Below are 23,149 nucleotides of genomic sequence, written 5' to 3' on the forward strand. Positions count from 1 at the left end.
AAGGGCAAACCCGTATAGCCGGTTGCATAAAGCAGATAATCCGGGCCACAAGTTTGTAATGTCTGGAGCTTTATTGCCATTTCCATGAAGACGCTTCTACGGAACCTGCCTGCACTGGCCGTAGCCTGCTTTTCCCTTCAGGAAACAGGCGCGCACCATTTGGCACAGGCTGCATCTCTCCCGACATTTGAGCCCGCAGTGCCGCTGGTTTCTGGCGGGCCTATCAGCTTTGCGCCTTTGGTGCGCAAGGTTGTGCCCGCAGTAGTGAATATTTCTGTCACGCGAGATTCGGATACCAGCGCCAAACACAAGCTGCCATCCACCGTTAAAGGCACCCCGCTGGAAAAGCGCTACCGCGAACGCATGCGCCGCCATAGGGATGAACTGCTTGGTGCGGGTTCGGGCTTTATTATAGACCCCGAAGGCACCATTGTTACCAATGGCCACGTGGTGGAAGATGCAGACAAAATTACCGTGGCCCTTGCCAGTGGTAAGGAATTTACAGCCACACTGGCAGGCATAGATAACTTAACGGATATTGCCGTTATAAAAATCAGCTCCCCACAGCCCCTTCCCTACGTCACATGGGGGGATAGCAGGCAGGTGCAGGTGGGAGACTGGATTATGGCTGCGGGCAACCCATTTGGCCTTGGGTCATCCGTTACCGCAGGTATTGTGTCCGCCCGCGGGCGCGATATTGGCACCAGCCCGTTTGATGATTTTTTGCAACTGGATGCACCCATAAACCCCGGTAATTCCGGCGGCCCTACGTTTAACCTTGCCGGGCAGGTGGTAGCACTTAACACCGCCATTGTTTCCCCCACCGGTGGCTCTGTGGGGCTTGGGTTTTCCATTCCCTCCGAAATTGTCATCCCCATTGTGGAAACACTGCGGCAGGCCGGACATATTGAGCGCGGCTGGCTGGGCGCTACGCTGGAAGATATCATGACCCATAATGGCACGCAGGTAACAGAGGTGGACCATAACGGCCCCGCTGCCAAAGGCGGGCTGAAAAAGGGTGATATCATTGTGGGCATGAACAACGAGCACGTAGAAACCGCCCGCGCCATGATACGCGCTGTGGCATCTGCCAAGCCGGGGCTGGATGCGCAGTTGAACGTGCTGCGCAATAATCAGCCAATAACACTAACCATCCACATTGGTCGCCGCCCTAAATGGGAGGATGGCAACGGGGGCAAATAGCCCCCATTCCGGCTTTTTAGATCATATCCAGCGGTGTTTTTTTGGTAGGCGGCGGAAACGCTGCATCCAACTGCGCCAGATCCTGCTCTGTTAATTCAAGGTCTCGCGCAGCCAGATTCTGCTTCATGTGCTCGTGCGAGGCTGCTTTGGGAATAGCCAGTACATTGTTCTGGCGTAGCACCCATGCCAGCGCAATTTGTGCCGGTGTGGCCGGGCCAAGCGCAGTGCTGTGCCTGCTGGCAATATCTGCCAAAACCGGGTTTTTGAGCAGTTCCTGCCCCTGCCCGATGGGGGAATAGGCCATGGTCACAATTTTGCGGCGATAATCCGTTTTCAACAGATCATATTCCACGCCGCGATGCTCCAGATTGTACAACACCTGGTTGGCAACACATTCCCCAACGCGGGAACATCCATCCAGTTCATACACATCATCCGTATCAAAGTTTGAAACACCCCAATAGCGGATCAAACCTTCACGTTGCAGCTTTTTAAATGCGTCTACCGTTTCGCCCAACGGTACACCGCCCCGCCAGTGCAGAAGGTATAGGTCTATCCAATCTGTTCCCAAACGGCGCAAAGACTTCCGACAGCTTTCGGCCACACCTTGGGCAGATGCGTTTGAAGGCAACACTTTGGTCACCAGAAAAACCTTTTTGCGGTAAGGATAAATGGCCTCTCCCACCACACTTTCAGAGCGGCCATTGCCATACATTTCGGCTGTATCCACCACCTGCACACCGTTTAATACGGCATAGCGCAGGCTTTCCACTTCCTCTGGCCAACGGGCGGGGGTTTCCCCCATATTCCAAGTGCCTACCCCCAAAGCGGGCAGAACAGTGCCATCGGCCAGCGTTACTGTATTTGCCATTGCGCCGGTTCTCCTTTGCAAAACAGGCGGCTTATCTGCCTGTTAATTTTCTAAACGCGCTCAATCAGCCTTCTGCCCGCAGGTAAGGCTGGATATACTAACACGTATGACTCAGATTGGTTTTTACCACCTTACGCGCACAAGCGTGACCGAGGCCTTGCCCAAACTGTTGGCCCGCACACTGGCCAGCGGGCAAAAAGCCGCTGTGTGGTGTGCTAGCAAACCCATGTTGGATGATCTGGATAAAGCCTTGTGGAAAGTGACCACCCCAACATGGCTGCCACATGGGCGCGAAGGTATTGCCTGCCCGGATCTGCAACCTATCTGGCTGAGCATGGGGGAAGATACCCCTAACAATGCGCGCTTTCTGTTTTTGCTGGAAAACCGCAGCTTTCCCGATCTGGCAGCATTTGAACGGGTGTTTGACCTGTTTGACGGCCATGATGAGGAAGCCGTAGCCGCCGCCCGCACCCGCTGGAGCGCCGCCAAAGCTGCCGGGCATGAACTGGCCTACTGGCGGCAGGAAGAAAAAGGCTGGAACCGCGCCCGGTAAACCTACCGCAACGCCTTTCCAGCCTTTGATCTTATACCAACTGCTTTAAATTACAGCGGGTTCAGTCTTTCGGTTCGTATTCGTAGCCATCGCGCACAAAACGATCGAGCAGACGCACACCAAAGCCCGTTGCGCCTTTGGGCTGGCCATTCTGCGCCTTGGAAGCCCAAGCCACACCGGCAATATCCAGATGCGCCCAAGGTGTTTCACCCACAAAGCGCTTGAGGAACTGCGCTGCGGTAATGGAACCACCCGCACGGCCACCACTGATGTTTTTCATATCCGCAATGTCGGATTTCAGCAGGGCATCGTATTCCTTGCCCATGGGCATACGCCACAGCTTTTCACCCGCAAACGCACCAGCATCTGCAAGGCCTGCAGCAAGCTGATCGTTATTGGAGAACAGGCCCGCATATTCGTGCCCAAGGCTGATGATAATGGCACCCGTAAGCGTTGCCAGATCTACCATAATCTGCGGTGCAAAGCGTTCACGCGCATACCAGAGAATATCTGCCAGCACCAAGCGGCCTTCGGCATCGGTGTTCAGTACTTCAATGGTCTGGCCAGAGGCACTGCGCACCACATCGCCGGGGCGCTGGGCAGTGCCAGACACCATGTTTTCCACCAGCCCCACAACACCAACGGCGTTGACCTTAGCCTTACGCCCGGCCAGTGCTGTCAGCAGACCGGTTACCGTAGCAGCACCGGCCATATCCCACTTCATGTCTTCCATGCCAGCGGCAGGCTTGATGGAGATACCACCGGAATCGAACGTCACGCCTTTACCAATAAAGGCCAGCGGGGCTTCATCCTTGTTGGCGGCACCATTCCAGCGCAGGATAACGGTGCGCGGTTCGTTCGCACTGCCCTGTGCCACGCCAAGCAGTGCACCAAAGCCCAGCTTTTCCATGGCCGCGCGGTCCAGCACTTCCACTTCCAGCCCCAGGCTCTTCAAGGTGGTGGCGCGCTCTGCAAATTCTACCGGGTTGAGCACATTTGCAGGTTCCGTCACCAAATCACGCGTCAGCACCACACCACGTGCCACGGCGGAAAGGGATGGCCATGCTTCTTCTGCGGCATCCACGTGGTCTGTCAGAACAGAAAGCTCGGCAAGGCGATGGTTTTTGCTGGCTTCTGGCGCGCCATGATACAGGCCAAAGTGGTAAGCCCCCAGCACGGCACCTAGTGCAGCATGTGCTGCCAACGCGCCGGACAGATCACCCACTGCCAAAGTTGCCTGCTCATCACGGCCCAGACGAGATGCGGCTGCACCACCGGCCTTTTCTGCGGCCCAGGCATCTACGGCTTCCAGCTTGCCAATGCCAATCAGCACCACGCGTTCAAACGCATCGGATGGTGCCAGCACAACGCAGGCGGAGCCTTCCTTGCCGGTAAAATCATCCGCTTTGGCTGCGCGGGTTAGCGCGCCATTGGTGGCTTTATCGGCTTGCTGAAAAATGGCAGAGCGTTTTTCCCCTTCCGGCACCAAAATGGCCAGAGCGCCACCTGCTGGCAGCGAAGCGGAAGAAAACTTGATCTGAAGCATGGTGTTTACTGCCCTTTCTGTAAACTCATCCTTCCTGCGTACGTCTCCCCCGGCGGCTTGGCAATAGGAAGCCCGCGAGTGCATGACATGCGCTTGCAATTGTAGGCATGACGCAGCCCGCGTGCTGGCGTATGCTAGCAGCTATGACAAGCCATACCGATGCCGACCTTCTGGCCCTTGCCGCCAGACTGGCCGATGAAGCTGCTGAAATTATTCGTACAATTCGTGCGCGCGGCTTTGAAACCATAACCAAAACCGATTCTTCCCCCGTAACGGAGGCAGACCACGCTGCAGAAGCGCATATTCTGCGCGGCCTGCGGGCAGCAACGCCGGATATTCCCGTTATTGCGGAAGAAGAAGTGGCTGCTGGCAAACAGACTGCCGTAGCCCCCGCCTATTGGCTGGTGGACCCGCTGGACGGCACGCGTGAATTTGCCGCCGGGCGTGATGATTTTACCGTAAATATCGGGCTGGTGCGTGATGGCCGCCCGGTGCTGGGGGCTATGGCACTGCCAGCTTACCATCAGCTTTATACAGGTGGCGTAGGCTTGGGCGCACACCGCACGGATAAAAACGGCACGCAGCCCATTCATGTGCGCAAGGCTCCGGCAGAAGGGCTGACTGTTCTAGCATCTCGCCACCATGCAGATGACAAACGTCTGGCCGAATATCTGAATGGCCGCCCGGTTGCCAAACTAGGCAATATTGGCTCGGCCGTAAAATTTGCCCGTGTGGCCGAAGGGCTGGTAGACCTTTACCCACGCCTTGGCCCCACCATGGAATGGGATACCGCAGCCCCGCAGGCTATTGTGGAAGCCGCTGGCGGAAATATTACGCTACTGGACGGTTCTCCGCTGGTTTATGGCAAAACGGGCTGGAAAAATCCGCCGTTTGTCTGTACCGGAACGCTGTAAACCCATTACGCTGCACTTTGGCCAACCTTGCGCAAAGGCTGGCCAATGCAGCAAACAGGCCGCCCCTTTTGCGGCCATTACAGAGAAGTATGACCAACCTTCTGGATGCCTCCTCCTCTGGCCTTCAAACAGCTGCCCGCATTCTGCGCGAAGGTGGCCTGGTGGCGTTTGGAACAGAAACTGTTTACGGCCTTGGCGGAGATGCCACGCAGCCCAAAACCGTGGCCCGGATTTTTGAAGCCAAAAATCGCCCGCGCTTTAACCCGCTTATTAGCCATTTTGCAGATGCACAGGGCGCCTTCTCACAGGTTGATGCCAACCCGCTCGCACATAAACTGGCAGATACATTCTGGCCCGGCCCACTTACCCTCATTCTACCCCGCGCCCCCCACAGCACGGTAAGTGATCTGGCTGCCGATGGCCTGCCCACTTTGGCCGTGCGCGTGCCTAAGGGGGAAACCGTGCAGGCGTTGCTCAAGCTGGTGCAACGCCCCATTGCGGCACCTTCTGCCAACCGTTCAGGCCGCATCAGCCCTTCTGATGCCGCGCATGTGCTGGAAGAACTGGATGGCCGTATTGATGCCGTGCTGGATAGTGGCCCCTGCCAAGTAGGTGTGGAAAGCACGGTGCTGGATATTTCCAACCCCGAACGCCCTACCTTGTTACGCCCCGGCGGCATTACGCTGGAAGCCCTGCAAGCTGTTTGTGGCACCATATTTATGCCGGAAACCGAGGTAGATGCCGCCCCGGCCTCTCCCGGCAGACTGCTTTCACACTATGCGCCGCATCTGCCCGTGCGGCTGAACGCCACGGATGTTGCACCAGATGAAGCCTTGCTGGCCTTTGGCAACACACAGCCCAGCGGGGCCGCCGTAAGCTGGAACCTGAGCGAAAGTGGCAATCTGGAAGAAGCCGCCGCCCGCCTGTTTACCGGCCTGCGCACGTTAGACAAGCAAGGCCAGAGCCACCATTTGCGTGGCATTGCAGTACAGCCCATTCCGCAGCACGGCCTTGGGCTTGCCATACAAGATCGGCTTAACCGTGCGGCAGCACCGCGCCCCGCCCTGCCCCCGGAAGACTTGCCCGCATGAGCGATATTGACCCAAAAGAACTGAAAATCCTTTCGGATATTCTGGCACTGGTGCTGGAAGATCAGCCGGGCCAATCTGCCACTGCACTGGAAGCCCTGCGCAACCGGGCCAAACGCAATGCCACAACAGGCGGCGCACTTAAAAACCTGTTCCAGACCATTGCAGAAGACCCCGAAAAAGCAAAGCCCGCCCGCGCCAGCAAAGCACGCACCAGCAGCCGCGCCTCTGCCAACAAGGGGCAGGCGGATATGTCTGATACCTATCGCGCCCAGTTGCAGGAACTAAGAAACAATATTGTTTCTCTGGATCGTAAACTGCGCAGCGCCACCGCCCAGAACGAAACCCTTAAATCTGAGCTGTATATTACCTTACAGGCCCGCGCCGAAATGCAGGCCCAGATGGCGCAGATACAAAGCTTTGGCCAGTATCAGCGGCGCATGACCATCGTTATTGCCACTATTGCCGGGCTTTTGGCTGGTATTGCTGGCACCCAGCTTTTTCACGCCTTTTTTCCCCCGCACATCAATACTGCGGCAGAAAACGCCCGTTACCTTTACTGATGTTTTCTTTATTTTGTGTGTTCACCCCTTTTGCAGGAACCCGCGCCCATGCCTGAAAACGCCGCCCTTCCCCAACCCCTGCATGATGCCCTTTTACAGCTTTTGGGCCCTGCTGGCCTGCTGACAGCGGCTTCAGACATAGATCCGTTCTGCATAGATTGGCGCGCGCTTTATCATGGTAAATGCGCGGCTGTTCTGCGCCCGGCCAACACGGAAGAATGTGCAAAAGCCGTAGCCCTGTGTAACCAGCACAACGTGCCCATGGTGCCGCAAGGTGGCAACACAAGCATGGTGGGTGGCGCCACACCGGATGATACCGGTAAGGCTGTGGTGATTTCCACCACCCGCATGACGCGCATTCATGACATTGACCACGCTGATCTGACCATAACGGTAGAAGCTGGCGTAACGCTTAAAGCCGCGCAGGATGCTGCCGCCAAGGAAGGCCTGCTGCTGCCACTTTCCATTTCATCCGAAGGCTCTGCTGATATTGGGGGCATTCTGGCCACCAATGCGGGCGGCAACAACACCGTGCGCTACGGCAATGCGCGTGAACTGGCATTGGGGCTGGAAGCCGTAATGCCCGATGGCAACGTGCTGAACCTGATGCGCAAGCTGCGCAAGGATAACACCGGCTACGCCCTGCGGCAGCTTTTGGTTGGATCTGAAGGCACGTTGGGCATTATTACGCAGGCCATTATTCAGCTTCAGCCAGCCCCCCGCTCGCGCGAGACAGCTTTGTGCGCCGTGGCAGATGCCAAGGGTGCGCTGGATCTGTTTGCCGCTTTCCGCAAGCAGGACCCTTCTGCCATTCAGGCTTTTGAGTTCATGTCCGGCACAAGCATGGCGCTGGTAAACAAACTGATTGAAGGCGCGCCACTGCCATTAAGCGAACCCGCACCCGCCTATGCGCTGGTAGAGTTGGGCAGCCCCCGTGGAGATGACAGCCTGCGCTCCCTTATGGAAGACGTGCTGGGCACCGCGCTGGAAGATGGTTTGGTAACAGATGCCGTGCTGGCAGAAAGTGAAGCCCAACGCCAGAGCCTATGGATGATCCGTGAGGAACATGCAGAAGCCCAGAAACGTGCCGGGGCATCTGTTAAAAACGATGTGTCCGTGCCACTAGCCGCTATTCCCACCTTTATTGATGAAGCCACCAAAGCGTGTGAAGCCCTTATTCCCGGTATTCGGGTGGCACCGTTTGGGCATATTGGGGATGGCAACATCCACTTCAATCTGGTGCAGCCCGAAGGCGCAGACCCCAAGGCATTTCTGGCGCAGGATCATGCCATGATGGACACTGTGGCAGCTATTGTGCGCAAACTTGGCGGTTCTTTTTCTGCCGAGCACGGCGTGGGGCAGCTTAAAACCTACATGATGCCCGAATGGCGTGGCGGTGCGGAGCTGGAAACCATGCGCCGGATCAAAAATGCGCTGGACCCCAAAAACCTGATGAACCCGGGCAAGATTTTCCCCGCAGCCTGAAAATAATACAACACTCTACACAATAAAAAGGGCGACCAATTCAATGGTCACCCTTTTTATTACTTGAACAGATATTCCAGATTACAGAATTACCTACGGATTTTTAAAAAATCCATTGCGGGGTAACGCAACGCCAGAAGCTGCAAAACAAACGCAGGCAACACAATAAGCCCCGGATCAACCCCAACCAGCACCATGGCGGCAAAAGTAAAAACCGGCGCCAGATTACGTTCCATACGTGCGCCATCTGGCGTGCCACATGCCATAAGAGAGCACGCGCCCCCTACCACCAGCAATGCGGCAGCAGAAGCGGCCCGGAACGGATGGGCCATCATATCTGGCACCAATCCGCCCTGCATGGTTTCCAGTGAGGACATATCGGATGACCATCCTGCCAGCCCGAACAAAAAGCTGAACGGCAGAATAAGCACGCCAAAAATATCCTTCAACAAGGCCAGAAAGCCCATAACAAGAGGCGGCAGCAACACACAGGCCACCCCCACGGCAATATCCGCCACCAGCAACACCAACGCTGGCGTGACAGGAGGATTTCTCACGCAGAGTGTCTTTTTACAAACAGAAGCAGAGTGTTAGTCCTTCCACCATTTTACGGGCTGCGGTTCATCTTCAACCGTTTCTTCTTTTGCCAGTTCATACTGGCGGCGCGGGCGGCCACGCGGCTTGGCTTCCACCTGCCGCTTTAAGCTGGCAATTTCTTCATCACGCTCGGCCACCAACCGGTGCGCGGCCCGCAGCTGACGGCCAGTTTCAGCTAATTCGGCTTCCTGCTCCGCCACTTTGGCTTTCAGCTCACGCACCATCATATCGGCGTGGCCTTTTTGGGTTTGCAGAGCACGCTGGGCGGCCTGCACTTCCCCCATCTGGCGTTCCATGTCTTCCACACGCAGCTTTTCTTCTGCCACCAAACGGCGCAGACGAGAAACTTCGCTGTTTTCTTCTTCAGAAAAATGAACAGCGCGAGATGTGGTGGGGGTGCGGGGGGCTGCAACCGTGCGGGGCGTAATACGGGCCAGAGAATGTTTTTCTACTGGCACTTCGCCATCACGCACAAATCTTCGCCGCTTGTTGCCTGTGGCATCTGCCGCAGGGCGGGGGGAGGACGGCGCAGAGCGCCCTTTGTGAGATGCGCCAAGCCGTTCCAGCGCATTGCGCATGGAGGCTTCTTCCAGCCCTTCATCCCGTTCTCTATCGGCATCCAAGGGTGGCATAAAAGATGTTGTGTTCATAAATCTGGAAGTCACTTTAAGAAAAATGGTCTGTTGATACAGTTCTTAAACATTCCATCAGCCGTTATATTCTGGCATTTGCCCGCGCGATACCAAACACGGTTCCAGCCAATCCTTCATGATGCTTTACAGCAGGCATGAGGGCACACATTACAAACGGACAGACAGAATTATTACACACGTTTTATAATGTGTTTTGGTTCTTACTAAACAGTATTATCATGTCTTCCCTGCCATGTTCAAGCACAAGACAGGGGTTTTGGTAAGGTTTTCTCTTATTTTTCGGGAATCCATACCAGATCGGTCTGCCCATCTGCATTAAAGTGACGCGCCAGAACAAAAAAGTAATCAGATAACCTGTTCATGATCTGTAGCAGAACAGGATTGATTGTTTCTTTCTCAGCCAACGCCACCATACGCCGTTCTGCCGCACGCGCCTGTGTACGGGCCAGATGTGCCCACGCTGCGGGCACAGAACCACCGGGCAACACAAAACTTGTTAATGGTTTTTGGGCTGCGCGCAACTGCTCCACCCATTCTTCCAGTTTTAAAACGGCACTTTCCTGCATCCGCTTGGCGCGGGCTGCTTTTGGGCCTTCTTCTGGCTGGCACAAATCCGCCCCCATATCGAACAGCATGTTCTGCACGGCTGCAAGCTGGTTCACCACGGCGCTATCTTGCGGGGCATGGGCGCGCACAAGGCCGGTTATGGCGTTTACTTCATCCAGCGTGCCCAGTGCCTCTATGCGTGCACTGCTTTTTGGAACGCGCGCGCCATTGCCCAAAGATGTCTGCCCTCCATCTCCACCGCGCGTCACAATTCGGTCCAGCCTGATGCTCATGTTTTGGATTTTCCTGCTCTCATTTTTGCATCTGTTCCGCCACAACGCGGCGCATACTTTATAAAGGCCAATGCAGGAAATGGCCGGGCATGTTGCCTTTCCTGTTTTCCATTACGGCGGCTGCGCCTATACAGCAGAACTTATGTCCTTTTCACTTCTTCTTCCGCGCCTATGGCGCATATGCGGGGGCCTTCTGGCCGCTACCGGCACCGTTATGGGCGCACTTACCGCCCACCTGCCAGATTCGGCCTTTGCTGCCGGTGGCCGCGTTATGGCCCATAGCGGCATGGAAATGCAGATGTGGCAAGGCATTGCCCTTGTTGCGCTGGGTCTTACAGCTAAACCTCAAGCAGGCCGCATCTTGCTGGCTGGCGGATGCGGGCTGGTGTTGGGCACGCTGCTGTTTTGCGCGGGCGTGTATTACACAGCCTTTACGGGCCACCATGCAGCCCACGTTGCCCCAACAGGTGGCAGCCTGCTGATTCTTTCGTGGCTCTTACTTTCTGTTGGCTGGATGTGCCGGGCATGAGCACCATTCGCACCGCATGGTTGGCCGCCGATGGGCTGACATCCGTTTTAGAAGCTGATCTGGCATGGCGCGGCGTAACAATTGACCGCTGGCATGGCCGTTTGGCCCTTTCCAGCAGCAAGCCTGTGTATTCCCCTTGGGCGCTGGATATCTGGCTGGACCCTCAGGTGACAGAGATAACCTCCATCCGCAATGCCGCAGATACGTTGCGTGCCATCCAGCGGAACTGGAGCCTGTATACTATCGATCACTTTCGGCGTACCGCGCTGATCACAGACAAACTGCCCCCGGTTAAAGCCGCGCCACTGGTGTTTCCCACGCTGCCACCAACAAGCCCCTTGGGTGCGTGGACATTGCTGGACACCAACACGCTGCTTTTTTCTGCGCGCAAAACCAGCCCGTTTGTAAACGGCGCGCCACAGTTTGTAGAAAACCGCACTGGCCCACCTTCCCGCGCCTATCTGAAATTGTGGGAAGCCTGCACACGCCTTGGCCGCTGGCCCACACCGGAAGAGCGTTGTTATGATCTGGGCGCCACACCCGGCGGCTGGACATGGGCCATTGCCAACCTTGGTGCACAGGTAACGGCATTTGACCGCGCACCGCTTGACCCCAAAGTGGCGGCCATGCCGGGTGTATCCTTCCAACAGGCCAGCGCCTTTGGTTTAGAACCAGAAAAACTTCCTGCTGTGGACTGGATGTTTTCAGACATCATTGCCTATCCACAGCGCCTTTTACGGCTGACACAAAACTGGATAGCCTCTGGCAACACAGACAACATTGTGCTGACGGTGAAATTTCAGGGTGAAACAGACCATGAAATTGTAGCCGCGTTTGAGGCTATTCCGGGTGGCAGCCTGGCGCATCTGGCCCATAACAAACATGAGCTGACATTTTTCTGGAACAAAACAGCCGCAGCCGAAAACAGGCCCACATTGGCAGGCACAAATCTTACGCAATAAGACGCTTAAATACACACCGCGTGTCAGAGTGACATGCCAAAAACCAGATAACATCCGCTTTTTAGCAGGGCGTTATCTGGCCCGCCTGCGCCACCATTTTTCCAGCACCTGCACCAACAGAACAGCCAGAATAAAACAGCCCAACATCAGCCCGATGGATACTGCATTCTGGGTGCGGGCCTGCCCATCTCCTGCCAGAAGTTGCAGCAGATGTGTGCCCACCTGCCCTCCTGTTGCAGAATCAAATTTTGGCAGCAGCGCCAAGCCACCACGCAAAAGGGCAATCAACACCACGGTGATGGCCACCGTGGCCAGTGTTTTCAGCGCCGTATAGGCCAAACCGGGTTGAGGTGCAGGCACGTAACAAAATTACCGGGAAGAAGACTTACCGTGTTTACGCATCTGCGCCTGATGCTGCTCGATGGAATCTTTCAGCCCCGGCACATCCTGCGCCACAATGGTATCCACATAGGTATTGTTCTTCCAGACCCAGCGGTCTGTGCCATCCACCACAATATCCTTCATGCCCCCGTGGGAGGTAGACATCAGCTCAATCGGCCCGCTGACGGAATCCAGAATCTTGTCCCAATCATTCCCGCGCTTCAGATACACATCTGTTGAGCAACCGGCAGAACCGCACAGGCTGGCAGATTGCACCTGCACAAACAGCGCCATGCTGCCACCACTGGTGCTGAGCGGGGCAGAGCCAATAAGCACCAATGGCCGTTCCTTATGCCGGGCGGCGGCGGCCATATCCTCAGCATTCAGACGGCGGGCTTCCTTGTCCAGCGATGTACCGGGCTGGCTTGTCAGCACAACCGGGGCGCCACCAGCGGGGCTCCGGGCTGCTGCGGCGGCATGGTGCGTGCGCTTGGATGTATGCGCATGCGTTTTGGCATGGCCCGTGGTTGTGGCATGGCCGGGATTAACGCAAAACAGAAACATAAAGCCAGTTAACGCCTGACACAGCACAACACGATGGTTCAAAAGTGCGCTCCTTCCGCAACACAGGATCATAACCTACCCCAGCAGGATACCCCGATCATGATAGAACATAACCAGAATAATACAGATACCCAAGTGCCAGAAATGCCCTGCCCCGGTCTTTATAAACATTACAAGGGCGGACTTTATACTGTGATCTGCACAGGCCGCCACAGTGAAACCGAAGAATGGCTTGTAACCTACCGCAGTGAGGCACGTGGAGATTACTGGGTGCGCCCCCTTGCCATGTGGCAGGAAAGTGTAAACGGCGTACTGCGCTTTGCGTTGCTAAAAGCCGCCAACGCGGCAGAAACCGGGGCATAAGCGCCCCGGCCTTTTATAGGTTGATCAGCCGTTCTGCTGAGCCACCAGCTTTATCAGTTCGGCCACAATATCCGGGTCTGCCAGAGTGGACAGATCCCCCATATTTTCCAGATCATTCGCCGCAATTTTACGCAGCAAACGCCGCACAATTTTGCCCGAACGTGTTTTGGGCAGATCCGGCACCACGTAAATTTTTTCTGGCACCGCATAGCGGCCCACGCCTGCGGCCACGGCCTTGTTTACGGCTGTGGCATCAAACGCGCCCTCCGCCTTGGGCACCACAAACACTACAAGGGCCTGCCCTTTCAGATCATGCGGCACGCCAACGGCGGCACTTTCCACCACAGCATGATCTTCGGCCACGGCATCTTCAATTTCCGCCGTGCCAATGCGGTGGCCAGATACGTTCACCACATCATCCACGCGGCCGGTAATCCAGTAATAACCGGTGGCATCCCGCCGTGCGCCATCACCCGAGAAATAATGGCCCGGGCATGTGGTGAAATAGGTTTTGCGGAACCGTTCGTGGTCCTGCCACAGCGTCATGGCCTGTCCGGGCCAGGATTGCGCAAGGCACAACAGGCCTTCGCCCTCGCCTTCAATATCCTGCCCTTTGGTATCTGTCAGCGTAGCGGCCACACCCGGCAAAGGCAGCCCAGCGGCCCCCGGCTTGCCTGCAACATTCTGGGCGCAGGCGGTAATCATCACACCGCCGGTTTCTGTCTGCCACCATGTGTCCACCACCGGGCAGGCATTGCGCCCTACTTCTGCATAAAACCACTTCCATGCTTCCGGGCTGATAGGCTCACCCACCGTGCCCAGCACACGCAGGCTGGACAGAGAGCGGCTTTGCACCACGGAATCATCCTCACGCATGGCAGCGCGAATAACCGTGGGAGAGGTATAGAAAACCGAAACCTGATTCTGGTCTATCACATCCCACCAGCGACCGGGCTGCGGCCATGATGGCAGGCCTTCATACACAAGAATGGTGCCACCATTTACCAATGGCCCGTACACAACATAGGTGTGGCCGGTAATCCAGCTTGTATCTGCCGTACACCAGAACACATCACTGGGTTTGGCATCAAACACCAGTTCCTGCGTGAAAGAGGCCCACACCAGATACCCGCCCGTGCTGTGCACCAGCCCTTTGGGGCGGCCCGTGCTGCCAGATGTGTAAAGCAGAAACAGCGGATCACACGCGTTCATCACTTCTGGCGGGCAATCCGGTATTTCAAGCGCCACTTCTGCTGTGTAGGACAGGTCCCGCCCTTTTTGCATGGGTACATCAGCACCCGTTACAGGCACCACCAGCACATTGCGCACCGCACTTTGTGCCCCGCACAATTTTATGGCCTCATCCATTGTGGTCTTGCTGGGGATTTTCTTGGGGCCACGGCGTGCCACATCTGCGGTAATCACCACCACAGCGCCGCTATCTGTCAGCCGTTCGGCCAGACCCTCGGCAGAAAAACCACCAAACAGCACCACGTGCACGGCCCCAATACGGGCGCAGGCCAGCATGGAAATAACACCCTCTGCCACCATGGGCAGATGGATGGCCACGCGGTCTCCCTTTTTTACACCCAGACGGCGCAGCACATTGCCCAAACGGCACACACGGGCATGCAGTTCACGGTATGAAAGTACCTCGCGGTGGCCGTCTTCCTGCCCCTGCCAGATCAGGGCAGCATTATCGGGCTGATACAGAACGTGCCGGTCCAGACAGTTTTCAGCCGCATTCAGCCGCCCGTCTTCATACCAGGAAATCCGCACATCGCCGGTAAAGTCAGAGCGGGATGCGTGCATGGGTTGCGTATGCCATGCCAGCCTTTGCGCCTGAGCCAGCCAGAATTCCTCCGGATCACGTTGCGCCCGCTGCACAAGATCCTGATACCGATCAGAAACGGGGTTATCCGTTGCGGGGAAAAACGCATCTACCACTCTGTCTGGCCCTTTCGGCTTCTGTTGTTCTTGTTACGAAACAGAACTGGTTTGACCATATTGCACGCCTGCGTGAAAGACCCTGCACCGCATGAACACCAAATAAAGTGCGTTCATACAGAAAAAGGGCCAGCCACTTTGCGTGACTGACCCTTCCATCATGCCGTGTTCAGCGTGATCCGGCCTTATCAACAAAACCGGAATAACAGCCTTGTGCTTACAGAGAAGCCTTGGCCCGTTCCAGCACAGCCTTACAGGTTTTCTGACGCACTGGCAGAATAGCCATGGCAATGGTGTAGGTGCGGTTGTTGGCATGCAGCAGACCGGCAGAACCATTGGCGTAAGACATGTTGCCTTCCTGCCCTTCTGGAACGGCGTTGGTCTTTTTGTTGTATTCCTGCAGCGTGCGCCAGCCGTCGTCGTAATCAACGTATTCGTTCTGCACACAGTAGTTCAGCAGGCCAGCGTTTTCTGCCGGATCAATGGAACCAACAAAGCCAGACGGATCTACATCTGTCAGGCGGGACGTATCTCCGGCGCGTGTTACGGGCGCATCTGTGTTTTCCTGCGCATGGGCAGACACAGCAGCCCCTGCCAGCAGAGATGTGGTGAGGGCAAGCGCCGACAGGGCACGTACGGCAATCAGTTTCATTCAGAATCTCCCTAGCGGAATATGCCTCAAACTGCCCTGTATCTGCCCGAAAGATCAAGCAGCCCCATTGCGCACCCCGCACATGGCAGACCACAGATATATCAGGGTTTTTCCGCAACCCCTCATCCAGCACTTACGTTACGTGTCCTACGCACCTGCCTATATATAGCGCCAGCACCGCAAGCGCCGCCTGCCCGCTTATGCATGGCAAAGATACGAATATTGGTGAATCTGCCTCACTTTTCTCAATTCCACCACAACACGAAAAGTCGGATTTTTGTGAACTTCGCTGTTGCGCTTACCCCGGATGAGCGGGTAGTCCTGAGTGATCTGCGCATGTTATAACAAAGTGCCCAGCAGGTGCTATTGGCGGCTTCTTTCAGCCCTCACGCCAGATCACGATCTAGTGAGTGCATAGGCGAAGTGAGACCATTCACCCAAATATACGCCCAACTTCCACCGAAGATTGGACAGCCAGCCAACCAGCAGGGTACAACGTTAACTTGTATCGAAAAAGAAACGACAAGCGGGAATATCCAGGCATGCTGCCAGCCAGCCTTTTTGCAAAAACAGAAATAACAGGCCACGGCACCGCTTCTGAAGCCATATGCGATGCCCTGCGCCGCGCCATTCTGGAAGATCAGATTCAGCCCGGCCAACCCTTGCCGCAATCTGAACTGGCCAGTGGGTTTGGTGTAAGCATTATTCCTGTACGCGAAGCCCTGAAACATCTGGAAGCCGAAGGACTTGTCACCTTCATGCCCAACAAAGGGGCAATGGTGATTGGCATGAATGAGTCGGATATTCTGGAATACTCCCAGATCCGTGCCATTTTAGAGGAACGCGCCGCCGCAGAAGGTGTGCGCAACATGACACGTGTTGATTTTGCCCGCGTGGAAGATGCGTATGAAGCCTTTGTAGAAGGTGTGCATGGCCCTTCTGGCCGTATCCGCTCTGGCGCGCTCAACCGGGCTTTTCATAATTCCATTTACGCCTCGGCCCGCAGCCCCCGCCTGCTTGAAATGATAGAAGACCTGCACGTGCGGCTTGATCGCTATATCCGTGGGCATCTGGTGATAGAGGGCCGCAAGGATATTACAGATCTGGAACACAAGGCGATTCTGGATGCTTGCCGCAACCGCGATGCCGATTTGTGCGCCAAACTCACACGCGCGCATATTCTGGAAGCGGCTGCCATTTCCATAGATGTGTTCCGCAGCCGCAAAGCCGCAAAAACCGCCGCAACAGGCACCTGAATTCCCCTCACGGGAATTCACAAAAACCCCAGCGCTACAGGTCGGATTTAAAGAGCGGAACACCTCTGCATTTCTGGATAATATATTATGTTGCAAATCATATATTATCATGTCAGGAGGGAATAATCATTATGAAGCCAAAACTACCTGCACACATGGCAGGCCCGGTTCTGGCTCACCAATCCGGAATGAAAAGCCCATGTCATCCACAGACACGTTCGCTCCTGATTTTGCATCCCGCACCCCACTTCGGCAGGCTATTATTGAAGCCATGCGCCGCCCCGAAGCCCAGTGCGTGGAAACCCTGACACCAGATGCCACATTAACAGAGGCAGAAAACACCTCTGTTGCCAGCATGGCTTCCAAACTGGCCGAAGCCCTGCGTGCGCGCCGCAGCCCGGGGCTGGTGGAAACACTGGTGCAGGAATTCTCGCTTTCCTCCACCGAGGGCGTGGCCCTGATGTGTCTGGCCGAAGCGCTGCTGCGTATTCCAGACGTTGCCACGCGCGATGCGCTGATTCAGGACAAGATTGGTGAAAGCAACTGGCTTTCTCATGTAGCGCGCGGCAAGCCCCTGTTTGCCAACGCCGCCGCATGGGGGCTGGCACTTACCGGCAAGTTGGTGACCGAGCATGATGAAGGCACGCTGGCCAGCTCTCTGCTCAACTTTGCCGAACGCACATCCAAACCCATTATCCGCAAGGCCGTAGATGCCGCCATGCGCCTGATGGGCGAACAGTTTGTGCTGGGCCAGACCATTGATCAGGCCCGCAAGAACAGCGCCAAACTGGAAGCAGTGGGTTTTTCCTATTCCTACGATATGCTGGGCGAGGCCGCGTTTACCGCGCATGATGCTGAACGCTACCGGCAGGATTACATCAACGCCATCAACACCATTGGCCGCAGCGCAACCGGCAACAATGTGTATGACCGGCCCGGCATTTCCATCAAACTTTCTGCCCTGCACCCACGCTACGCCCGCGCGCAGTATGACCGCGTGATGGGCGAACTGCTGCCGGTTGTGCAGGAACTTACGCTGCTAGCCCGCAAATACGATATCGGCCTGAACATTGATGCGGAAGAAACAGAACGGCTGGATGTCTCTTTAGATATTCTGGAAGCCCTGTGCGCTACACCGGGGCTGGAAGGCTGGAACGGTATTGGCTTTGTGGTGCAGGCTTACGGCAAGCGCTGCCCCTATGTGCTGGATTACATTATTGATCTGGCCCGCCGCACCAACCGCCGCATTATGGTGCGTTTGGTAAAAGGTGCTTACTGGGATAGCGAAATCAAGAAAGCACAGGTTGAAGGTATGGCGGATTTTCCCGTTTATACCCGCAAGTGCCACACGGATATCAGCTACATTGCCTGCGCCCGCAAACTGCTGAACGCACGAGATGTCATCTTCCCGCAATTTGCCACGCACAATGCCCGCACGCTTTCCACCATTTACACACTGGCGGGTGAAAAATTCAAGCTGGGCTCTTACGAATTCCAGTGCCTGCATGGCATGGGCGAATCGCTGTACAAACAGGTTGTGGGGGCAGACAAGTTCAACCGCCCATGCCGCATTTATGCACCTGTTGGCACGCATGAAACCCTGCTGGCCTACCTTGTGCGCCGCCTTTTGGAAAACGGGGCCAATTCCTCCTTCGTCAATCAGATTGGGGATAGCGCCATTCCGCTTTCATCCCTGATTGAAAACCCCATTGATGTGGCCCGCCGTTACACACCCTACGGCGCACCGCACACAGAAATCCGCAACCCGCGTGATCTGTTTGCGCCAGAACGCATCAACTCCGCAGGGGTGGATCTGGCGGATGACAAGGTTCTGTCCGCACTGGCAACCGGCATTAAAGATGCCCCGCAAACGTGGGAAGCCAGCCCCATGGTTGTGGGCGTGAAAAAGAAAGGCGCTTTCCGCCCCGTTACCAACCCGGCAGACCGGCGCGATGTGGTGGGCAAGGTCTCCTACGCCACGCCAGATGTTGTGAAAAAGCGGTGGATGCCGCGCAGAAAGGCCAGCAGGACTGGGCCAACCGCAGCCCGGCAGAACGCGCAGACATTCTGCAAAAAGCCTCTGACATTCTGGAAGAACGCACAGATGATCTTCTGGCACTTCTGGGGCGTGAAGCGGGAAAATCCCTCCCCAACGCCGTAGCAGAAGTGCGTGAGGCTGTAGACTTCCTGCGCTATTACGGCGCCACCATCCGGCGGGATTTTGATAACACCACCCACAAGCCGCTGGGAATTGTTACCTGCATTAGCCCGTGGAACTTCCCGCTGGCCATCTTTATCGGCCAGATTGCCGCAGCCCTTGCTGCCGGTAACGTTGTGCTGGCCAAACCGGCGGAGGAAACACCCCTTGTTGCCGCCGTGGCCGTGGGCATTTTGCAAGAAGCAGGCGTGCCCCCCGCAGCCCTGCAACTGCTGACTGGTGAAGGTGACGTAGGCGCCGCCGCCGTGGCGGATGAACGCGTAATGGGCGTGATGTTCACCGGTTCCACCACCGTAGCGCAGATTATCAACCGTCAGCTTCTGGAACGGCGTACAGCCACCGGCCAGCCCGTGCCATTTGTGGCCGAAACCGGCGGCCAGAACGCCATGATCGTGGATTCCTCCGCACTGGCAGAACAGGTTGTGGCCGATGTTCTGGCCTCTGCCTTTGATAGTGCAGGCCAGCGCTGTTCCGCCCTGCGTGTTCTGTGCGTGCAGGAAGATTGTGCTGACCACGTTCTGGCCATGCTGCGTGGCGCCATGCGTGAACTGCGCATTGGCAACCCCGCGCATCTTTCCTGCGATGTGGGCCCGGTGATTACCGAGGAAGCTGCTGCCAACATTACCGCGCATGTTAACGCCTTTAAGGCCCGCAAAGCCCCGGTTATGGCGCTGCCTGTGCCAGAAGCCTGCGCCAACGGCAGCTACGTGCCACCCACGCTGATTGAAGTGCTGAACATTCGGGAAATTGGGCCAGAAGTGTTTGGCCCCGTGCTGCATGTTTTGCGCTTTGAGCGTGACAAGCTGGAAGAACTGCTGCTGGAAATTAACGATACCGGCTACGGGCTAACATTCGGCCTGCACACCCGGTTGGATTCCACAATCAAAAGCGTGCTCTCTCAGGTTGAGGCTGGCAATCTTTACGTCAACCGCAACACCATTGGCGCGGTTGTGGGCGTGCAGCCTTTTGGTGGGCGCGGCCTTTCTGGCACCGGCCCCAAGGCGGGTGGCCCGCTTATTCTGCGCCGTCTGCTATCCGAAGCCCCAGCCGTGGCGCAGATTGTGCGTGGCCGCACCACGCCAGAAATGGCGCAGTGGACAGACTGGCTGCGTGAAAAGGGTGAAAGCAAAGCCGCGCAGATTGCTGGCAACCTTGCACGCCTGCCGCTGGTGGGCGGAGAAATCACCCTTCCCGGCCCTGTGGGTGAGCAGAACATCTACCGCCTGAGCGCACGCGGCAACGTGCTGTGTGTGCCCATCACGCTGGCCGGGCTGTATGATCAGATCTCTCTGGCACTGGCTGGCGGCAATACCGCGCTGGTGCTGGCAGAAGAAGAACTGACAGGATGGCTGGACAGACTGCCGGATATTCTGCGCCAGGCCATTCGCCCGGTTGCCAGCGCAACGGCCCTGCCCTGCTCTATTCTGCTGGGAGAAGATGATAACGCCATCTTCCGCAGTGCACGCAGAACACTGGCAGAAGCCAATGGCCCCATTGTTTCCGCCTTTGTAACGGGCGCAACATTGCCTTCTGTTGAAGTGGTGCTGGAAGAACAGTCCCGCAGCATCAACACCACCGCAGCGGGTGGCAATGCCAGCCTGATGACGCTGAACTAATCAGCTTACTCTGAATACACCAAGCCCTCGGCGTTTTTGTGCGCCGGGGGTTTTGTTTGTACGGTTGTGCCTCCAGCGTAGGGCATGGCTCATCTTACCAGAGATCATCTTTTCGTGAGCAGAGATGGTGATATAACGCGCATCCTTCTATTAAAAAATGCGCATAAAACCTCTCTTTTCATTCTTTTTCTTTAGAGGAGAAATCATGACAGCCCGTACGGGACATGATGCCAAGCTGGTTATTGCCATTCTGATGGTTACAATGGCAATGGGCATGCTGGATGCCATATCCCTACTGCATCTCAAGATTTTTGCAGGGTATATGACAGCCACCATTATTCTTATGGCTGTTAACATTGCCACGTCTCAGGCCATTGTTCTTTCTGGCCTGGAGGCCATTGCCTGCTACTTTACGGGGGCCATTATTGGTGGCCGCCTGGTACGGCGAGAACGCCATACGCGCCTTGTGGTGGGGGATATCCTGCTAGGTGTTGGCTGCCTTGTGGGGCTGGCCGCATTTGTGTGGTGCGCACAGCTTAGAGGCGGCATTTACATTACGCTGGGCATGCTCTCGCTAGCCATGGGGCTGCAAACTTCTGCCACGCGCCATGCCAAACTGCCAGATATGGTGCTGCCTGCCGCCACTATGGTGCTGCACGGGCTAGCCCATAACAGCACAGTGGCTGGGGGCACAAACTCTGGCACGTGGCGCAGATTAGCCGCTATTGCCAGCCTGTTTGTGGGGGCCGTTATTGGCACTCTGGTTTCTGATAAAAATGTTGGAATTGGTATTGCCGCTGCGGGTGCTACCGTTTTTGCGGCGGGTGGCCTACTGCATTGGCGCCGCCACCCTCTTGCCCTGCATCTGGACAAAATGAGTATTCCCTAAACAACGGGAATACTCAGTAAATACAAAGCTCAGCCAGCTTTCTTGTTATTGGTGGCAAAGTAAACAGCCATAAGGTAGCACACCACCGAGCTGCCCATGGTTGCCAGAGCTGTCATCCGTTCGGATGGGTTGAGCAACATGGCCACAAACACCAGCACCACACCAGCAAGTGTTACGTAATTGCACAGCGGGAAAAGCGGCAGCGTGTAATTTTCTGCCTCTGTGCCAGCCTGCCGCGCAGCACGGCGCGTAACGATGTAAGATGTTACAATCAGGCTGTAGATCAGCAGGATAACGCCACCGCTACAGCTTAGCAGGAAAGCAAAAATGGTGCCCGGTGCCAGAATGGATGAGAAAGCCACCAACGTGCCCGCAAGGCTGCTGACGATAATGGCCTTACGCGGCACAACAGCAGCAGAGCTACGTGCCAGAAAGCCCGGAGCATCACCCTGAGCCGCGAGCTCTGTAAGAATGCGCGATGTAATATACATAGCGGAGTTCAGGCAGGACAGAATGGCGCTCAGCACCACAATGCGCATCAGCAAACCGGCACCGGGCACACCCATAACATCCATAGCCGCCACAAAAGGAGACTTACCGGCGACAATGTTTGTCCACGGCACCACAATCAGGATCATGCCCACAGCGGCCACGTAAAACAGTGTAATACGGCGGCCAAGGCTGCGGGTTACGCGGGCCACGTTCTTACCCGGTTCTGGAGATTCAGCAGCGGCCACTGTGGCAATTTCTGAACCCATCATGGTGAACAAAATGGTGGGAATAATAGAAAGCAGCGCCACAACACCGTGCGGGAAAAGCCCGCCATGCCCTAGCAGATTTTCCTTTACGGAAACGCCTGGCCCAAACACATGCGCCGCATACAAAAGGGAAATGGCAATAAAGGCGATAATGCTGAAAACCTTAATGGCGGAAAGCCAGAATTCACATTCACCAAAAACGCGTGGGGCAGCAAAGTTGATAAGTTTAAGAACAAGAATAAGCACAACAGAGAGCAGCCAAACCGGCAGATGCACCCAATCTTGCAACAGAATGGCGCCGGCTATGGCCTCACTTCCCAACACCACCACCCAGAAGAACCAGTAAAGCCACCCTGCGGTAAAGCCTACCTTATCTCCATGTGCGGCGCGAATGTATTCTACAAAGGACCCGCGCCCGGGGTCCGCCACCACCATTTCCCCCAGCATGCGCATAACCAGGATAACCAGAAATCCTACCAGCAAAAACGCCAGCAGAACCGCAGGCCCCGTTGCTGCAATGGCAGCGCCACTGCCAACAAACAGACCAGCCCCAATAGTGCCGCCCAGAGCGATCATGGCTATGTGGCGATTACGCAGCCCGTCTGCGGGTTTTCCCGCAGGAAGGGTCGTCGGTTCGGGCATCAGGAAATCCTTTATTCTTGTTGTCCTGTAAGTTTCTACCCCAAAACGAAACGTTTTGGG

Annotated in this window: 21 protein-coding genes and 1 pseudogene; 12 read left to right on the top strand and 10 right to left on the bottom strand. The window is 56.1% G+C overall.

Annotated features, from left to right (window positions below; genetic code table 11):
• Window positions 1-84: 84 nt before the first annotated feature.
• Window positions 85-1,203, top strand: coding sequence for a S1C family serine protease (locus FCN51_RS15770; protein WP_160256319.1), 1,119 nt, complete (start codon window positions 85-87; stop codon window positions 1,201-1,203).
• Window positions 1,204-1,219: 16 nt separating this feature from the next.
• Here FCN51_RS15770 and FCN51_RS15775 read toward each other — a convergent pair whose 3' ends face one another.
• A complete protein-coding gene (locus FCN51_RS15775; protein WP_160256320.1) occupies window positions 1,220-2,074 on the bottom strand; it encodes an aldo/keto reductase in 855 nt (284 codons plus the stop codon).
• A 106-nt stretch (window positions 2,075-2,180) separates the two neighbouring features.
• Between FCN51_RS15775 and FCN51_RS15780 the strand changes: the two genes are divergently transcribed.
• Entirely contained in the window at window positions 2,181-2,627 is a 447-nt protein-coding gene (locus FCN51_RS15780; protein WP_004448917.1) for a DNA polymerase III subunit chi, read from the top strand.
• Between the two features lie 61 nt (window positions 2,628-2,688).
• Here the strand turns inward: FCN51_RS15780 and FCN51_RS15785 are convergent, their stop codons facing one another.
• Window positions 2,689-4,173 carry a leucyl aminopeptidase gene (locus FCN51_RS15785; protein WP_003628446.1) on the bottom strand — a complete coding sequence of 495 codons (1,485 nt, stop codon included), beginning with the start codon at window positions 4,171-4,173 and terminating at the stop codon, window positions 2,689-2,691.
• Between the two features lie 143 nt (window positions 4,174-4,316).
• Between FCN51_RS15785 and cysQ the strand changes: the two genes are divergently transcribed.
• The 4 genes from cysQ to FCN51_RS15805 all read left to right on the top strand — a co-directional run bounded on the left by cysQ (window position 4,317) and on the right by FCN51_RS15805 (window position 8,223).
• The gene (cysQ, locus tag FCN51_RS15790) at window positions 4,317-5,087 is read left to right on the top strand and encodes a 3'(2'),5'-bisphosphate nucleotidase CysQ (RefSeq protein WP_174714300.1); all 771 of its coding nucleotides are present in this window, start codon (window positions 4,317-4,319) and stop codon (window positions 5,085-5,087) included.
• A gap of 89 nt (window positions 5,088-5,176) precedes the next feature.
• Window positions 5,177-6,178, top strand: coding sequence for an L-threonylcarbamoyladenylate synthase (locus tag FCN51_RS15795; RefSeq protein ID WP_160256321.1), 1,002 nt, complete (start codon window positions 5,177-5,179; stop codon window positions 6,176-6,178).
• On the top strand, window positions 6,175-6,738 hold the full coding sequence (locus FCN51_RS15800) for a hypothetical protein (protein ID WP_012812648.1): 564 nt from the start codon (window positions 6,175-6,177) through the stop codon (window positions 6,736-6,738). Before FCN51_RS15795 ends, FCN51_RS15800 begins: the two co-directional genes overlap by 4 nt.
• 15 nt (window positions 6,739-6,753) lie before the next feature.
• Entirely contained in the window at window positions 6,754-8,223 is a 1,470-nt protein-coding gene (locus tag FCN51_RS15805; RefSeq protein WP_160256322.1) for an FAD-binding oxidoreductase, read from the top strand.
• Window positions 8,224-8,312: 89 nt separating this feature from the next.
• On the opposite strand, the gene FCN51_RS15810 is transcribed toward FCN51_RS15805, so the two are convergent.
• From FCN51_RS15810 to FCN51_RS15820, 3 genes are all read right to left on the bottom strand, one after another.
• On the bottom strand, window positions 8,313-8,780 hold the full coding sequence (locus FCN51_RS15810; RefSeq protein WP_124295162.1) for a hypothetical protein: 468 nt from the start codon (window positions 8,778-8,780) through the stop codon (window positions 8,313-8,315).
• A 33-nt stretch (window positions 8,781-8,813) separates the two neighbouring features.
• The gene (locus FCN51_RS15815; RefSeq protein WP_124295161.1) at window positions 8,814-9,470 is read right to left on the bottom strand and encodes a hypothetical protein; all 657 of its coding nucleotides are present in this window, start codon (window positions 9,468-9,470) and stop codon (window positions 8,814-8,816) included.
• Between the two features lie 275 nt (window positions 9,471-9,745).
• The gene (locus tag FCN51_RS15820) at window positions 9,746-10,312 is read right to left on the bottom strand and encodes a cob(I)yrinic acid a,c-diamide adenosyltransferase (protein ID WP_160256323.1); all 567 of its coding nucleotides are present in this window, start codon (window positions 10,310-10,312) and stop codon (window positions 9,746-9,748) included.
• Between the two features lie 70 nt (window positions 10,313-10,382).
• Between FCN51_RS15820 and FCN51_RS15825 the strand changes: the two genes are divergently transcribed.
• Both FCN51_RS15825 and FCN51_RS15830 read left to right on the top strand, forming a co-directional pair.
• Window positions 10,383-10,841, top strand: coding sequence for a DUF423 domain-containing protein (locus FCN51_RS15825; RefSeq protein WP_004448904.1), 459 nt, complete (start codon window positions 10,383-10,385; stop codon window positions 10,839-10,841).
• On the top strand, window positions 10,838-11,803 hold the full coding sequence (locus FCN51_RS15830; RefSeq protein WP_012812645.1) for an SAM-dependent methyltransferase: 966 nt from the start codon (window positions 10,838-10,840) through the stop codon (window positions 11,801-11,803). The genes FCN51_RS15825 and FCN51_RS15830 overlap by 4 nt, the downstream gene beginning before the upstream one ends.
• A gap of 72 nt (window positions 11,804-11,875) precedes the next feature.
• On the opposite strand, the gene FCN51_RS15835 is transcribed toward FCN51_RS15830, so the two are convergent.
• The gene (locus FCN51_RS15835) at window positions 11,876-12,163 is read right to left on the bottom strand and encodes a hypothetical protein (protein ID WP_004448902.1); all 288 of its coding nucleotides are present in this window, start codon (window positions 12,161-12,163) and stop codon (window positions 11,876-11,878) included.
• Between the two features lie 9 nt (window positions 12,164-12,172).
• Window positions 12,173-12,748, bottom strand: coding sequence for a hypothetical protein (locus tag FCN51_RS15840; RefSeq protein WP_174714313.1), 576 nt, complete (start codon window positions 12,746-12,748; stop codon window positions 12,173-12,175).
• Between the two features lie 99 nt (window positions 12,749-12,847).
• Between FCN51_RS15840 and FCN51_RS15845 the strand changes: the two genes are divergently transcribed.
• Complete coding sequence (locus FCN51_RS15845; RefSeq protein WP_236661323.1) at window positions 12,848-13,111, top strand: DUF1653 domain-containing protein; 264 nt, start codon at window positions 12,848-12,850, stop codon at window positions 13,109-13,111.
• Window positions 13,112-13,135: 24 nt separating this feature from the next.
• Here the strand turns inward: FCN51_RS15845 and acs are convergent, their stop codons facing one another.
• Both acs and FCN51_RS15855 read right to left on the bottom strand, forming a co-directional pair.
• Window positions 13,136-15,058, bottom strand: coding sequence for an acetate--CoA ligase (acs, locus tag FCN51_RS15850; RefSeq protein WP_160256325.1), 1,923 nt, complete (start codon window positions 15,056-15,058; stop codon window positions 13,136-13,138).
• Between the two features lie 217 nt (window positions 15,059-15,275).
• Entirely contained in the window at window positions 15,276-15,710 is a 435-nt protein-coding gene (locus FCN51_RS15855) for a DUF4148 domain-containing protein (RefSeq protein ID WP_003628464.1), read from the bottom strand.
• A 542-nt stretch (window positions 15,711-16,252) separates the two neighbouring features.
• Here FCN51_RS15855 and FCN51_RS15860 point away from each other — a divergent pair.
• From FCN51_RS15860 to FCN51_RS15870, 3 genes and pseudogenes are all read left to right on the top strand, one after another.
• Entirely contained in the window at window positions 16,253-16,966 is a 714-nt protein-coding gene (locus tag FCN51_RS15860) for a GntR family transcriptional regulator (protein ID WP_003628465.1), read from the top strand.
• A 109-nt stretch (window positions 16,967-17,075) separates the two neighbouring features.
• A pseudogene (putA, locus tag FCN51_RS15865) lies at window positions 17,076-20,800 on the top strand (bifunctional proline dehydrogenase/L-glutamate gamma-semialdehyde dehydrogenase PutA).
• A 157-nt stretch (window positions 20,801-20,957) separates the two neighbouring features.
• A complete protein-coding gene (locus tag FCN51_RS15870) occupies window positions 20,958-21,689 on the top strand; it encodes a YoaK family protein (protein WP_160256326.1) in 732 nt (243 codons plus the stop codon).
• Between the two features lie 29 nt (window positions 21,690-21,718).
• Here the strand turns inward: FCN51_RS15870 and FCN51_RS15875 are convergent, their stop codons facing one another.
• A complete protein-coding gene (locus FCN51_RS15875; RefSeq protein WP_004448887.1) occupies window positions 21,719-23,089 on the bottom strand; it encodes an amino acid permease in 1,371 nt (456 codons plus the stop codon).
• Between the last annotated feature and the right edge of the window lie 60 nt (window positions 23,090-23,149).

Origin of the sequence: Acetobacter pasteurianus (genome assembly GCF_009914215.2) — a bacterium.
Taxonomy (GTDB): domain Bacteria; phylum Pseudomonadota; class Alphaproteobacteria; order Acetobacterales; family Acetobacteraceae; genus Acetobacter; species Acetobacter pasteurianus.

Excerpts from the sequence above, each read along its gene's own strand:
- FCN51_RS15825 (WP_004448904.1), top strand. The coding sequence starts at position 10,383 with ATGCAGGAAATGGCCGGGCATGTTGCCTTTCCTGTTTTCCATTACGGC.
- FCN51_RS15815 (WP_124295161.1), bottom strand. The coding sequence starts at position 9,470 with ATGAACACAACATCTTTTATGCCACCCTTGGATGCCGATAGAGAACGG.
- FCN51_RS15785 (WP_003628446.1), bottom strand. The coding sequence starts at position 4,173 with ATGCTTCAGATCAAGTTTTCTTCCGCTTCGCTGCCAGCAGGTGGCGCT.
- FCN51_RS15855 (WP_003628464.1), bottom strand. The coding sequence starts at position 15,710 with ATGAAACTGATTGCCGTACGTGCCCTGTCGGCGCTTGCCCTCACCACA.
- FCN51_RS15770 (WP_160256319.1), top strand. The coding sequence starts at position 85 with ATGAAGACGCTTCTACGGAACCTGCCTGCACTGGCCGTAGCCTGCTTT.
- FCN51_RS15875 (WP_004448887.1), bottom strand. The coding sequence starts at position 23,089 with ATGCCCGAACCGACGACCCTTCCTGCGGGAAAACCCGCAGACGGGCTG.
- FCN51_RS15795 (WP_160256321.1), top strand. The coding sequence starts at position 5,177 with ATGACCAACCTTCTGGATGCCTCCTCCTCTGGCCTTCAAACAGCTGCC.
- FCN51_RS15775 (WP_160256320.1), bottom strand. The coding sequence starts at position 2,074 with ATGGCAAATACAGTAACGCTGGCCGATGGCACTGTTCTGCCCGCTTTG.
- FCN51_RS15845 (WP_236661323.1), top strand. The coding sequence starts at position 12,848 with ATGATAGAACATAACCAGAATAATACAGATACCCAAGTGCCAGAAATG.
- FCN51_RS15820 (WP_160256323.1), bottom strand. The coding sequence starts at position 10,312 with ATGAGCATCAGGCTGGACCGAATTGTGACGCGCGGTGGAGATGGAGGG.
- FCN51_RS15800 (WP_012812648.1), top strand. The coding sequence starts at position 6,175 with ATGAGCGATATTGACCCAAAAGAACTGAAAATCCTTTCGGATATTCTG.
- FCN51_RS15840 (WP_174714313.1), bottom strand. The coding sequence starts at position 12,748 with ATGTTTCTGTTTTGCGTTAATCCCGGCCATGCCACAACCACGGGCCAT.
- FCN51_RS15830 (WP_012812645.1), top strand. The coding sequence starts at position 10,838 with ATGAGCACCATTCGCACCGCATGGTTGGCCGCCGATGGGCTGACATCC.
- FCN51_RS15780 (WP_004448917.1), top strand. The coding sequence starts at position 2,181 with ATGACTCAGATTGGTTTTTACCACCTTACGCGCACAAGCGTGACCGAG.
- FCN51_RS15870 (WP_160256326.1), top strand. The coding sequence starts at position 20,958 with ATGCGCATAAAACCTCTCTTTTCATTCTTTTTCTTTAGAGGAGAAATC.
- cysQ (WP_174714300.1), top strand. The coding sequence starts at position 4,317 with ATGACAAGCCATACCGATGCCGACCTTCTGGCCCTTGCCGCCAGACTG.
- FCN51_RS15860 (WP_003628465.1), top strand. The coding sequence starts at position 16,253 with ATGCTGCCAGCCAGCCTTTTTGCAAAAACAGAAATAACAGGCCACGGC.